General features: G+C 68.4%; 12 protein-coding genes. 8 read left to right on the top strand and 4 right to left on the bottom strand.

Features of this window, described 5'->3' with window-relative positions; all coding sequences use genetic code 11:
• A partial coding sequence (locus ACFQ27_RS01560; RefSeq protein WP_377352118.1) for a hypothetical protein occupies positions 1-181 on the bottom strand: 181 nt, incomplete at its 3' end.
• 505 nt (positions 182-686) lie between these two features.
• Here ACFQ27_RS01560 and ctrA point away from each other — a divergent pair.
• The 5 genes from ctrA (at position 687) to ACFQ27_RS01535 (ending at position 7,192) form a co-directional block, all read left to right on the top strand.
• Positions 687-1,382: a response regulator transcription factor CtrA gene (gene ctrA / locus ACFQ27_RS01555; RefSeq protein ID WP_374345297.1), complete on the top strand. Its 696-nt coding sequence runs from the start codon at positions 687-689 to the stop codon at positions 1,380-1,382.
• Between the two features lie 160 nt (positions 1,383-1,542).
• The gene (locus tag ACFQ27_RS01550; protein WP_377352116.1) at positions 1,543-3,933 is read left to right on the top strand and encodes a M20/M25/M40 family metallo-hydrolase; all 2,391 of its coding nucleotides are present in this window, start codon (positions 1,543-1,545) and stop codon (positions 3,931-3,933) included.
• Between the two features lie 23 nt (positions 3,934-3,956).
• The gene (gene arsC / locus ACFQ27_RS01545) at positions 3,957-4,307 is read left to right on the top strand and encodes an arsenate reductase (glutaredoxin) (protein WP_377352114.1); all 351 of its coding nucleotides are present in this window, start codon (positions 3,957-3,959) and stop codon (positions 4,305-4,307) included.
• Between the two features lie 216 nt (positions 4,308-4,523).
• The gene (locus tag ACFQ27_RS01540; RefSeq protein ID WP_374345300.1) at positions 4,524-5,909 is read left to right on the top strand and encodes a M23 family metallopeptidase; all 1,386 of its coding nucleotides are present in this window, start codon (positions 4,524-4,526) and stop codon (positions 5,907-5,909) included.
• Positions 5,910-6,013: 104 nt separating this feature from the next.
• On the top strand, positions 6,014-7,192 hold the full coding sequence (locus ACFQ27_RS01535; RefSeq protein ID WP_377352113.1) for a TetR/AcrR family transcriptional regulator: 1,179 nt from the start codon (positions 6,014-6,016) through the stop codon (positions 7,190-7,192).
• Positions 7,193-7,588: 396 nt separating this feature from the next.
• Here ACFQ27_RS01535 and ACFQ27_RS01530 read toward each other — a convergent pair whose 3' ends face one another.
• The 3 genes from ACFQ27_RS01530 to ACFQ27_RS01520 form a co-directional block, all read right to left on the bottom strand.
• Positions 7,589-8,668: a Zn-dependent alcohol dehydrogenase gene (locus tag ACFQ27_RS01530; protein ID WP_374345302.1), complete on the bottom strand. Its 1,080-nt coding sequence runs from the start codon at positions 8,666-8,668 to the stop codon at positions 7,589-7,591.
• A 127-nt stretch (positions 8,669-8,795) separates the two neighbouring features.
• Positions 8,796-9,731 carry an alpha/beta fold hydrolase gene (locus ACFQ27_RS01525; RefSeq protein ID WP_374345304.1) on the bottom strand — a complete coding sequence of 312 codons (936 nt, stop codon included), beginning with the start codon at positions 9,729-9,731 and terminating at the stop codon, positions 8,796-8,798.
• Between the two features lie 306 nt (positions 9,732-10,037).
• Positions 10,038-11,657, bottom strand: a complete 1,620-nt coding sequence (locus tag ACFQ27_RS01520) for a long-chain fatty acid--CoA ligase (RefSeq protein ID WP_377352112.1) — start codon at positions 11,655-11,657, stop codon at positions 10,038-10,040.
• Positions 11,658-11,868: 211 nt separating this feature from the next.
• Between ACFQ27_RS01520 and ACFQ27_RS01515 the strand changes: the two genes are divergently transcribed.
• The 3 genes from ACFQ27_RS01515 to ACFQ27_RS01505 all read left to right on the top strand — a co-directional run bounded on the left by ACFQ27_RS01515 (position 11,869) and on the right by ACFQ27_RS01505 (position 13,091).
• Positions 11,869-12,222, top strand: a complete 354-nt coding sequence (locus ACFQ27_RS01515) for a type II toxin-antitoxin system RelE/ParE family toxin (protein WP_377352111.1) — start codon at positions 11,869-11,871, stop codon at positions 12,220-12,222.
• Positions 12,222-12,557 carry an XRE family transcriptional regulator gene (locus tag ACFQ27_RS01510; protein WP_377352110.1) on the top strand — a complete coding sequence of 112 codons (336 nt, stop codon included), beginning with the start codon at positions 12,222-12,224 and terminating at the stop codon, positions 12,555-12,557. The genes ACFQ27_RS01515 and ACFQ27_RS01510 overlap by 1 nt, the downstream gene beginning before the upstream one ends.
• Before the next feature lie 135 nt (positions 12,558-12,692).
• Positions 12,693-13,091: a hypothetical protein gene (locus tag ACFQ27_RS01505; protein WP_377352109.1), complete on the top strand. Its 399-nt coding sequence runs from the start codon at positions 12,693-12,695 to the stop codon at positions 13,089-13,091.
• Position 13,092 lies beyond the last annotated feature (1 nt).

Here is a 13,092-nt window from a genome sequence, read left to right as displayed (position 1 = left end):
CAACGCCCAGGGCGACGGCGCCGAGCGCCAGGACCCCCGCCCCCACCACCAGGCCGCGGTGGCGCTGGAGGCGGGCCTTGAGCCCGTTGCGCGGCGCAGCGGCCGGCTCGCCGGCGACCTCTCCAAGACCGGCGCCGGACTGGGTCAGGGCGTCATGCTGGGCGGTGTTGGAAACGGTCATTGACGGGGCTCCTTCAGCTTCGCCGCCTTAACGAACGGGGCCCGCCCGCGTTCCGCCCGAAATGAGTCCTGGCGCGGGTGCGGCCGGAAGCCGCGCGAAAATTTATTTTGTTGAGGTTGACGGCCGGGGCGGGTCCTGGGCCGCAAATCACGGCCCCGCTGACCGCCTGCTTCGGCGCGGACTCCGGGCGAGACTCAAGCTATTGATCAGATTCAGGGTTTCTCTCCCCCATCAACATGCCTTGGAATCCAAGGGTTTGGACGAGGGGCGGTCGGACGAGACGCAGGCGCTTCGGGGCCAGCGTCCAATCACAAAAGATTCAACAGCACCCGGACTCGGGCCTCTCCGGGCGGCCTTGTGGCCGATTCTCAAATCGCGTTAACGATTCCTCCGAGGCTTTCACCATTAACCGGTCTTAAATTCACTCGTCGGTAAGTTAACCGCGAGCGCGATCCGGATTCATCGGATTGAGAATTTCGGGCGCGGGCGGTTTAGGAGGGATTAGATGCGCGTACTGTTGATAGAAGACGACAGCGCGACCGCGCAGAGCATCGAACTGATGCTGAAGTCAGAAGGCTTCAACATCTACACGACGGACCTCGGTGAGGAAGGCGTCGATCTGGGCAAGATCTATGATTATGATCTTATCCTGCTCGACCTGAACCTCCCGGACATGAGCGGCATGGACGTCCTGCGCACCCTGCGCGTGGCGAAGATCAATACGCCGATCATGATCCTGTCCGGCTCTGCGGAGATCGACACCAAGGTCAAAACGCTCGGCGGCGGCGCCGACGACTATATGACCAAGCCTTTCCACAAGGACGAACTGGTCGCCCGGATTCACGCCGTGGTCCGCCGGTCCAAGGGCCACGCCCAGTCGGTGATCCGCACCGGCGACATCGTCGTCAACCTCGACGCCAAGACGGTCGAAGTGAACGGCAACCGGGTGCACCTGACCGGCAAGGAATACCAGATGCTGGAGCTGCTCTCGCTCCGCAAGGGTACGACCCTGACCAAGGAAATGTTCCTGAACCACCTCTATGGCGGCATGGACGAGCCCGAGCTGAAGATCATCGACGTCTTCATCTGCAAGCTGCGCAAGAAGCTGGCGGCCGCGGCCGACGGCAAGCACCACATCGAAACCGTCTGGGGCCGCGGCTACGTGCTGCGCGACCCGTCCGAGGGCGTTATCGCCGCCTAAGCGGACAACCTCCTTACGGAAAGCCTCTACAGACGCCCGCCGGTCCCCCGGCGGGCGTTTCTGCGTTTGGGTCCAGCGCCAGGAGCATTCGTAGCGGTGGCCCCGGCGCCCCTATGCCGCTAACCTCCCCTCCGGGGACGGGAACGTAGGGGGCTTTAAGATGCGCAAGGACCTTGGGCTGATCCTGGCGGTGCTCGCCGGGCTGGTTCTGGCCTTCTGGAGCGAGCAGCCGCCGCGCCCCTTGGCGCCCGACGCCCCCGCGACCGTCTTCTCCGCCGGCCGGGCCATGGCCGACGTCACCCAGATGGCCGCCCGCCCACACCCCACCGGTTCGCCCGCCAATGCGGCGGTGCGCGACTATCTCGTGGGGCGCATGACCGCCCTGGGCCTTAACCCCCAGGTCCAGTCGGCCGCCGGGGTGCGCCGCGTTGACCGCTATCCGGGGCCGGAGACCTTTGTCCTGGGCGGCCAGGTCCAGAACATCGTCGGCGTCCTGCCCGGACGCGACCGCGCCGCCCCGGCCCTGGCCATCATGGCCCACTATGACAGCGTCCCCGGCTCGCCCGGCGCGGCGGACGACGCCGCCGGCGTCGCCTCGGCCCTGGAGATCGTGCGGCTGTTGAAGCTGCAAGGAACCCCGGCGCGGGACGTGATCGTGCTGATCACCGACGGCGAGGAGGGCGGCCTGCTCGGCGCCCAGGCCTTCTTTGACCAGCATCCTCTGGCCAAGCGGATCGGCTACCTGCTGAACATGGAGACGCGCGGCGGCGGCGGCCGGGTGCAGATGTTCCAGACCGCCGCCAACAACGGCCAGGACGTGGACCTGCTGGCCCGGGGCGCGCGCCATCCGCTGGCCAGCTCCCTGACCGTCTTCATCTACAAGAAGATGCCCAACGACACCGACTTCACGGTGTCGGACAAGGCCGGTGTCCAGGGGCTGAACTACGCCTTCATCGGCCGCCAGTTCGACTATCACTCGCCCACCTCGACCCCGGCCAACCTCAGCCAGGGCGCCCTGCAGCACATGGGCGAGGAGGTGCTGGGCGTCGCCCGCCTGGCCGCCTTCGAGCCCAGCCTGCCCGGCCGCGGCCCGGACAAGACCTATTCGAACATCGGCCCCTGGCTGGTCGCCTATCCGCCCATGGTGGGCTGGGGGCTGCTGGCCGTGGCCGCCGGCCTGCTGGGCTGGGCCGTCGCCCGCGCCCGCAAGGCCGGGACCTTTGTGCTGATGGATGTGGCGCAAGGGCTGGGCGCCGGCCTCTACCTGATCGCCGCCTCGGTCACCTTCCTGCGCCTGGCCCGGCGGGCCACCGGCGCTGGCTTCGGCTTCATCGAGCAACGCCACCTGCTCGCCCAGGCGGTCCGCTGGGAGGTGGCGCTCGCCCTCGTCGCCTTCGGGGTGATGACCTACGCCGCCGCCAGCCTCGGCCGAGGCAGGGGCCGGTTCGCCGCCGCCGGCCTGGCCTTCGCCGCCGGTCTCGCCTGCTCGGCCTTCGGGGGCTGGGATCCGGTGGGCCTGGGAGCCGGGATCGCCGCCGCCGTCGCCGCCTTCTTGTCCTTCGCCCGCCCGGCCGGCGTGCCCGGCGCCTGGACCGGCGGACTGGCCCTGGCCCTGCTGGCCGCCATCGGGATGCAGGCCGCGGCGCCGACCACCGCCTTCCTGTTCGCCTGGCCGATCCTGTTGGCCTCTGCGCTGGCCGCAGCCACCGGCCTGGGCGCCGGCAAGAGCCCCTGGCGCCTCCCGATCCTGATCGTCGGCGGCGCGCTCGGCCTGGCCTGGATCCTGCCCTATGGCCATGCGCTCTATCTGGGCCTGGACCTGCCCGAGCTGCTGACGATCGCGATCTGGCTGAGCGCCCTGGTGCTGTGGCCGCTGATCCAGTCCGATGGCGACAGCCCGCGTCCGCGCGCCCTGGCCATCGGTCTGCTGGCCGCCGGCTTCATCGCCGTCGCCGTCGTCCGCTTCGCCCCGGTGTGGAGCGAGCGCCACCCCCAGACGTCCGTGGTCCAGTTCGTCATCGACCACGATGCGGCCAAGGCCTGGCGGGTCTCAACCTCGCCCAAGCTCGATCCCTGGAGCGCCCAGGCCCTGGGGCCGGCCAAGCCCGCCCTGCGCGAGCTGCCGCCCCTGACCCGCAAGCCCGCCTGGGCGACGCCCGCCCCGATGATTGACGGGTCCGCGCCGGCCATCAGCCGCACAGTCGGCCCGGACGGCCGCCAGGGCCTGAGCCTGCAGGGGCCGGGCGCCCGTGTCGCCTTCATTCGCCTGCGCGCCAATGCGCCCCTCGCCGACGTGCGTCTGGCCGGCCAGCCCGTGACCATTCTCGACCAGCCCGGTCGCTGGACGGTGATCCGCTGGGTGGGCGCGGACCAGGTGACGCTGGACTGGACGACGAAGAGCCCGCACGGCGCCTTGGAGGTTCAGACCGGCTGGCTGACCGATGGCTGGCCGGCGGGGGCCGCGCCCCTGCCCCCGCGCCCGAAGACCATCGCGCCCTTCGACCTGTCGGACAGCCGGGTCGATCTGGCCCACACGCGGTTGGAGTGGTGAGCGGACGCGGTTAAAAGACGCCCATGAGCGACATCGTGATCTATCACAATCCCAAGTGCGGGACCTCGCGCAACACCCTGGCCCTGCTGCAGGACAAGGGGCTCGAGCCCCAGGTGGTTGAGTATCTGAAGACCGGCTGGACCAAGGCGCAGCTTCAGGCCCTGACGAAGAAGATGGGGGTCGGCGCCCACGCCATCCTGCGCACCATGGGCACCGAGGCCGAGGCGCTCGGCCTGACCAAGCCGGACACGCCCGACGAGGTGCTGTTCGAGGCCATGGTCAAGGACCCGATCCTGGTCAACCGGCCCATCGTCGACACCCCCAAGGGCGCGGCCCTGTGCCGTCCCATGGAGCGGGTGCTCGACCTCATTTAACCAAGGCGCCAAACTGGCGCGCGAAGGGGCTCAGGCCGGGTCGCCCGTGAGGGGCAAAGCCGTGACAAAGCCGCCGGAAAGCGCCACCATTACCAAGGATTAACCATCCTCGGTAAGATTCGTCCGGCCTGGATGTTGCTGGACTCCAAAGAGTTGAGCCAGTTTGACCCGTAACAAGGTAAACCGGCTCGGGGGCATCGTTAGTACGGGGGCACGATGCAAGAGTTTGATCCGCGACGTCCGACCCTTCGATTGGCGCCCCGTCTGCTGATGGGCGTCATCGGGTTCTCGGCCCTGGCGCTCGGCTGGCGCCTGACCGCCGCGGAAGCCACCGCGCCGATCCCCGCCCCGCTCGACCCCGCCGCCATCGCCGCCCTGCAGCACGCCGCCTTCACCCAGGCCGAGGCCCAGCCCGGCTTCGCCCGCCCAGAAAGCGTGCCGGTGAAGATCCTGCCCGGCGAGACCTTCGAGGCCGCGGTCAAGCGCGCCGGCGTCGCCCCTGACGAGGCCCGCCAGGTGGTGCAGATCCTGGCCGAGACCATGGACATCGTGCACATCAAGGCCGGCATGGCCTTTGACGCGGCCATCGCCCATCCCCGCGGCCAGCGTGGTCCGGCCCGGCTGATCGGCCTGTCCCTGCGCACCGGCCCGGCCACCGCCGTCACCGTCTCGCGCACCTTCGACGGGGCGCTTCGCCTGCGCGAGATGGAGGAGAAGATCCGCGAGGAGGAGACCGTCGCCCAGGGCGAGATCTCCGGCTCCCTCTATGAAAGCGCCACGGCGCTCGGCGCGACCTCGGCCATCACCTCGCAGATGGTCAAGCTGTTCGCCCACAAGATCGACTTCGATCGCGACATCAAGCCGGGCGACAAGTTCGAACTGGTCTTCAACCGCCAGATCACCGAAAGCGGCCGCACCGTCGAGGCCAGCGACCTGCAGTACGCCCAGATCAAGGGCATCCGCTTCTATCGCTTCGCCCACGATGGCGACATCCAGTATTTCGACGAATTCGGCAAGAACATCAAAGGTTTCCTGCTGCGCACCCCGGTGGACGGTGCGCGGATGACCTCCAGCTTCGGCATGCGCCGCCATCCGATCCTGGGCTATAACCGCATGCACCAGGGCATCGACTTCGGCGCCGGCAGCGGCACCCCGATCCTGGCCGCCGGCGACGGCGTGGTGGTCGAGGCCCGCCGCTGGGGCGGCTATGGCAATTGGCTGCGCATCCGCCATAACGACGGCTGGGAGACCGGCTACGCCCACCTGTCGCGCTACGCCAAGGGCCTGAAGCCCGGCATGCGGGTGCGCCAAGGCCAGCTGGTGGCCTATGTGGGCTCCACCGGCGCCTCCACCGGCCCCCACCTGCACTATGAGACCTGGTATCGCGGCGCCCGCGTCAATCCGGTCAGCGCCAAGGTGCCGCAAGGCACCGTGCTGGCGGGCCGTGAGCTGGCGGCGTTCAAGGCCGAGAAGGCCCGCATCGACCGCCTGCTGCAGGAACAGGAACAGGCCGCCCAGGACCGCGTGGCCCCCGAGGCCGCGCCCAAGCGCCTGGCGGTGGCCAACACGGATCCCGTGCAGACCGCCGGCCTGCGCCGCTAAAAGCTCAATCCGCCGCTTTTCCGCCGCGCGCGCCGGGTCTAAACCCCGGCATGAGCCAACCGACCAGGATCGCGGTCATGTCCCCGGCCGCAGAGCCCCGAAAGATGCGCCCCCGATACGCCGCCAAGCGCGAGGCGATCATGGAGGCCGCCACCCAGGTCTTCTGTGACCAGGGCTTCAGCGGCTTCACCCTGGCGGCGGTGGCCAAGCGGATGGACCTGCATCCGGTCAGCCTGACTTACTACTTCAAGCGCAAGGAAGACCTGGCCGGCGCCGTGCTGCACGTGGCCCTGGCCCGCCATGCGGCCATGGTCGACGCCGCTGAGCGGGAGGCGACGCCCCAGGCCCGCCTGCGCGCCCTGATCCGCGCCTATGTCGAGGTTCGCCGCCGCGTCGCCTTGGGCGAGGAGGGGCCGCTGGCCCCGTTCAGCGAGGTGCGGCTGGTGGGCGCCGAAGGCCTGATGGAGGCCTTCTCTGATCTCTATATCCGGCTGGGCCGCCTGACCCGCAGCGAGGACGCGCCGTGGATGACGCCGGCCCGGCGTCACGCCCTGGCCCGGCTGCTGGTGGATCATCTGGGCTGGACTGACGCCTGGCTGGGCGCCTATGCGCCGGAGGACTACGTCCGGGTGGGCGAACGCCTCGCCGACATCCTGATCGACGGGATGGCCCCGGATGGCGCGGTCCCGCCCGCCCTGCCCCTGCCGGCCCTGGGCGGGTGCGAGGCCCAGAACGACGAGGTGACCCGCGAGAGCTTCCTCACCGCCGCCACCTCGCTGATCAACCGCGAGGGCTATCGCGGCGCCTCGGTGGAGAAGATCTCCGCCGAGCTGAAGGTGACCAAGGGCTCCTTCTACCACCACAACACAGACAAGGATGAGCTGGCGGTCGCCTGTTTCGAGCGCAGCATCGAGCTGATGGGCGAGGCGCGCCGCCTGGCCCTCTCGAACGGTCGCAACGGCTGGGAGCGCTTGTGGCTGTGGACGGCGTCCCTGTCGCAGCTGCAGGCCTCCGCGCCTGACGGTCGGCTCCTGCGCCACTACGCCCTGGCCGCGGTCCCGCCGGACATCCGCACCGACGTCGCCCGCAGGTTCTACGCCACGGCCATGAGCCTGTCGGGCCTGATCGCCGACGGCATAGCTGACGGCAGCCTGAGGGCGGTGGACCCGCTGTTGGCGGGCCAGCTGGTGCTGGTGACCTTCAACTCGGCCCGCCCCGCGGCGGTGGGCGATCTGCTCCAGGACTATGTCCGTCCGGCCCTGACCGGCTGGCTTCGGCCCTGACCCGCCAAACTCCAAATACAAGAAGGGGCGGTCCTTTCGAACCGCCCCCTCAATAACGCTTCCAGCGCCGGCGCCTGCTCCGATCCCGAAGCGGCGCTAGCCTCCCCCCTAGAAGCGCTTGTCCCTTTGGCGATCCCGGGTTTCCCCGGCGCGCCGCTCGCGCCCACCTGATCGCGCCGTCTTGTTGCGTCGCAGACCTTAACTTGAGACTGTTTTCGCGCCTCACGCGGGTTCGGCGCAAGGGGCGACCTCCCTAAAACCTACGTTATTCCAGGGCGCCTGCTCAAAAGCCCATCAGGTGTTGTAACGCGGCAACCTGTTACCTCCCCGGGCTTAACAAAAAAGCCCCTCCGCCAGGGAGGGGCTTTTCGGTCGTCCGGAGCCGGACAATAGGGATCAGAAGACGATGACGGAACGGGCCAGGCCGCCCTTCTTCATGTCCGCGAAGCCTTCATTGACCTGGTCCAGGCGGATGCGCTGGGAGATCAGTTCGTCCAGCTTCAGCTTGCCGGACATGTAGAAGTCCACCAGGCGCGGCATGTCGACCGGGAAGCGGTTGGAGCCCATCATCGAGCCCTGGATGCGCTTCTCGCTCAGGAAGGCGGCGCCCATCAGGCTGATCTTATGGCCGACCGGGATCATGCCGATGATGTTGGCGGTGCCGCCACGGCGCAGCATGTTGAAGGCCGCTTCCGCCGTCTGGGTCAGGCCGATGGCTTCGAAGGAGTGCTGCACCCCGCCCTTGGTCATCTCCATAACCTCCTTGACCGCGTCGGTCTGGGAGGCGTCGATGAAGTCGGTGGCGCCGAACTCACGGGCCAGGTTGCCCTTGGAGGCCACGGTGTCGATGGCGATGATCCGGCCGGCGCCGGCGATCGCCGCGCCGTTGACCGCCGCCAGACCCACGCCGCCCAGGCCGATCACGGCCACGGTGTCGCCGGGACGCACGGACGAGGTATGGATGGCCGCGCCCACGCCGGTCATCACCGAGCAGCCGATCAGGGCGGCGCGGTCCAGCGGCATGTCCTTGCGGATCGCGACGCAGGCGTGCTCGTGCACCAGCATCTGCTCGGCGAAGGACGACAGGTTCAGATACTGCGGCAGGGCCGCGCCGTTCAGCGACAGGCGCGGCTCGTCGCTGGCGTCACGCTTGGTGTCCGGCGAGACGCAGAGGCTCAGGTGGCCGGTCAGGCAGTGCTCGCAGTGGCCGCAATAGGCGCTGAGGCAGGTGATGACGTGGTCGCCCGGCTTCACGGTGCGGACTTCCGAGCCCACGGCTTCGACGACGCCGGCGCTCTCGTGGCCCAGGACGGCCGGCAGCTGGGTCGGATAGGAGCCTTCGATGAAGTGAAGGTCGGAGTGGCAGAGACCGGCGGCGACGGTGCGGATCAGCACCTCGTGCGGGCCGGGCTTGTTGATCTGGACGTCTTCGATCTGAAGCGGCTTGCCCACTTCGCGCAGCACTGCGGCCTTCATTTTCGCGATCTCCCCGAACGGCGCCCTGTGGCGGGCGGATTATCGAAGCCTGGGTACGGAAAACCGCCGACCGAGGCGTCGTTGGGGAAACCTTATCGCTGTTCAGCCATCCCGCGCCAAGGGAAATTCACGCAAGTTCGGCGCTGGGCGAAGCCGCCTGGGCCGGCCGCGCCCAGGGCCATTGCAGCGCCGGAAGCTGTGGCCAGGCGAGGCGGAACCGGGGCTTGGGCAGACAGGCCTCCAGCGCGGCCAAAAGCACGTCCACCGGCCCGTCGTTCAGGAAGTGGTCCGCGCCCGGCACCCGCTCGAACCGGATCGGCCGGCGGGCCCGCGTCTCGGCCACCAGGGCCTCGGCGATCTCGATAGGGGCGAAGTCGTCCCGGTCGCCGTGCACCACATGCACCGGCGTGCGCAGGCGGGTGAGCGCGGCGCGCACCCCGTCCAGCTGGGGCTTCTGGTTGCTCACCTCCAGCACCGCGTGGCGCAGGTCGCGAGGGATCAGCTTCAGGAGCCGCGAACCGGTCTTCAGCAGGAAATCCGCCGTCGGCCCGGAATGGCCGAAATAGCCGGACAGCAGCACCAGGCCCGCCAGCTTGCGGGGCTTGGCGCCCGCCGCCATCAGCACAGAGATCGCCGCGCCGTAGGACTGGCCCACCAGCAGCACCTTCTGGCCGGGCTTGGCCTCCAGGAGGGGCGAAAGGGCCTGGGCCTGCAGGCGGATGTCGCCGACATATTCGATGGGCTCGGAGCCCGCATAGCCCGGCCGGTCGACGACGATCATCTCCCGGTCCTGCGGCAAGGCGGCCAGGGCCGGAGCCCAGTATTCCGCCCAGGACGGCGCGCCGGTCACCACCACGATCTTCCACGGCGCGACCCGCTCGCGCGGGGTGGCCAGGGCCGAGATGCGCCAGCCCAGGCCGCCACCGGCCTTGAACGAGATCCTGCGCACGATGTGGTCCGGATAGTCGTCCGCCGTCGCCACGTGCTCGGTCCGCCCCGTGGCCGCCGCGACCGCCGCCGCCAGCCCGATTTCCAGAACGCCCTTAGGCCGCCTGCGCGCCACGACGCCCTCCTCCACGCTTACCAGCCGTCTAGCTGGGGCTCACAACGCGGCGAGACAAGGGCGGTTCATGCTGCAGCGCAAAATAACCGGCTCTGTGCTCAGGCAAGGGTCGGAGCTTGGGGCCAACGCCCTAAGCAGGACACGGAGGCCACAAAGGAAGACAAAGGACACCAAGGCGCGCGGCGCGCGCAATCCCACCCGGACACCAGCGCGCCAGGACCGGCCCCCTTTGTGCCTTCGTGCCTTTCGTGATCTTTGTGCTGAAATAGGACCTCGCCGCTCCGCGGCCTGGGCGGGTCAGTCCCCTCAGCCCGCCGTCCCGATGAGCTGATCCCGGAGCTCGCGCTTCAGAACCTTGCCGGTCGGGCCGATGGGCAGCGACTCCACGATGCGCACCTCGTCCGGCGTCCACCACTTGGCGACCCGCTCGGAGACGTGGGCCTTCAGCACCTCCGGATCGGCGCTCTGGCCGGGGCGCAGCACCACCAGCAGCAGGGGCCGCTCGTCCCACTTGGGGTGCGGCATGCCCACGGCCGCCGCCATGGCCACGGCCGGGTGCGAGCAGACCGCATCCTCCAGGTCGAGGGTCGAGATCCACTCCCCGCCCGACTTGATCACGTCCTTGGCCCGGTCGGTCAGGCGCAGATAGCCCTCCGGATCGAGGGTCGCGATGTCGCCGGTGTCGAACCAGCCGTCGTCGGTGAAGGCGCTGGCCCCCTCGTTCTTGAAATAGGCGGACGCCACCCACGGCCCGCGCACCTGCAGCTTGCCCGGGCTCTTGCCGTCGCGAGGCAGGAGGGCGCCCTCCTCGTTCACGATCCGCATATCGACGCCCCACAGGCCGCGGCCCTGCTTCAGCTTGCGGGCGACCACCTGGTCGGCGCTCTCCTCGGCGTGGCCGGGCAGGCCGGTGTTGATCACCCCCATGGGGCTGGTCTCGGTCATGCCCCAGATCTGGCGGACGGTCGCGCCCATCTGGCGCTCCACCCGCGTGATCAGCGAGGCGGTCGGCGCCGAGCCGCCGATGCAGACGGTGTTGACGGTGGTCAGGGTCTGGCCGGTCTGGTCCAGGTGATCCAGCACCCCGATCCAGATGGTGGGCACGCCCAGGAGGAAGGTCGCCTTCTCGGCCACCGCCAGCTCGCAGATCGAAGGGCCGTCGAGATAGCGGCCTGGCAGGATCATCTTGGCCCCCACCATCGGCGCGCCATAGGGCGTGCACCAGGCGTTGGCGTGGTACATCTGGGCGCAGGGCAGGACGGCGTCGGCGGCGCCCAGGTTGAAGCAGTCCGGCTGCACCATGGCCATGGCGTGCAGCACGGTGGCCCGGTGCGAATAGAGCACGCCCTTGGGATTGCCCGTGGTGCCCGAGGTGTAGCAGAGGCCGGACGCCGCCCGCTCGTCGATCTCCGGCCAGTCGAACGCCGGCGTCTGGGCCGCGACCAGGTCCTCATAGACCAGCGTGCCGGCGGGCGCGGCGGCCGGCAGGTGCGCGCGGTCGGTCATGGCCACGAAGGTCTTCACCGTCTCAAGCTTGCCGGCGATCTCGCCCACCAGGTCACCGAAGCTGATGTCGAACATCAGCACCGTGTCCTCGGCATGGTTGGCCACCCAGGCCACCTGGTCTGGATGCAGGCGCGGATTGATGGTGTGCAGCACAGCGCCGATGCCGCTCACCGCATAGTAGAGCTCGAAGTGGCGGTGGGTGCTCCAGGCCAGGGTCGCCACCCGGTCGCCGGGCTTAACGCCCAGGTCCAGCAAGGCCTTGGCCATCTGCTTCGAGCGCTTCAGCGCGTCGGCATAGGTGTAGCGGAAGATCGGCCCCTCCACCGACCGGCTCACCACCTCCCGATCCCCGTGATAGGCCGCGGCGTACTCCAGGATCGAGGACAGGTTCAGCGCCCGATCCATCATCAAAGCCAGCATGCCGGTCCCCTCCCCGTTGTTATGCGGCAAGGTTTAGGGCGGGGGTGGGCCGATGGGAAGGAGGGGGTGCTCGAGTAGAACCTTGCGGCGCGTGCTTGAGCGCCCATCACCACCCCCATAAGATGCTAATCCGAAACTATATCTCCTAGCGAGCATTCTGATTGATAGCCTTAGAGCTATTGCAAAATAGATAGAAAGCTATATCTTCGGCATGCCCTGGACGGTCGTCACGCATGATGAGTTCGATCCAGAGTTCGACGCGCTGCCCGAAGAGGTTCGCGATGAACTCCTGGCGGCCATGCTGGCGCTGTCCGAGCGCGGCCCGTCACTGGGCAGGCCGCTCGTCGACACGTTGAACGCGAGAACGATGAAGAACCTCAAGGAGCTCCGGTTCCGCGCCAACGACGGCGTCTGGAGGTTTGCTTTCGCGTTCGATCCGAAACAACGCGCCATCGTGCTGTGCGGCGGCGACAAGTCCGGCGTGTCGGAGACCCGCTTCTACAAGGCCTTGATCAGGAAGGCCGAGGCGCGGTTTGCGAGCTGGATTTTAAAGGAGAAGCATTGATGGCCCGGACCACCGAAGACCTTCTGGCCGCCCTGCCCCCAGCGCGACGCGCCAAGGTCGAGGCGCGCGCAAAGGAGATGATTGCTGAGGTGGAGGGCCTGACAGCAGTTCGCAAGCTGGCGGGCAAGACCCAGGCCCAGCTCGCCGCGACGCTTGGCATCAAGCAGCCCTCTGTCCAGAAGATGGAGAAACAGGCCGACCTCTATGTCTCCACCCTGCGCCGCTTCGTGGAAGCCGCCGGCGGGACGGTGGAGATTCGCATCAAGCTACCGGGTCAGCCGCCGGTGACGCTGGGTGGGTTCGAAGACCTGCGCGAAAGAGGTGAGATAAGCTAGCGGCGAGCAACCAGGCTACACCCAAGGCAAATCAGACATGCCCGGAGCCCCCCCACACCGCCGGACCGCACCGCCCCGAAGCTGAGCCGGCGCCGGCTTGTGCTAGCCTTCATCCTGGCCCCCCTTGCACCGGCCTTGCTCATCTCGCTGCCGACCTTGTTCGATGGCCTCGACAACGGAGGCTTGCTCAAGACCGTTGCGATGTTCGCCCTGTTCGGGGGCTATCCGGCCACCTTGATCTTTGGCGTACCGGCGCTCCTGATCCTGAAGCGCTGGCTCCGTCCACGCCTTATGTGGCTCATGCTCGCGGGTGGATTGGTCGCAAGCGCGCCGGTCGCCTGTTCGACACTGACAGGCCCCCAACCGGAGAGCGCCTGGGTGGACGGACGGCTCATCGCCCAAGGCGGCAACCTCACAGAGGCAGGCTGGACACAGATGTCGCACCTGCTCGTGGCAATTTTCGTCCTGTGTGCGACCGGAGGGCTCACCTTCTGGCTGGTGGGTGTTCGCCAGCCTGGAAAGGTGCCGAAATAAA

Source organism: Phenylobacterium conjunctum, assembly GCF_042679085.1.
Taxonomy (GTDB): domain Bacteria; phylum Pseudomonadota; class Alphaproteobacteria; order Caulobacterales; family Caulobacteraceae; genus Phenylobacterium; species Phenylobacterium conjunctum.
Note: the sequence above shows the minus strand (reverse complement) of the source record. Positions and strands in the feature narration are given on the sequence as shown.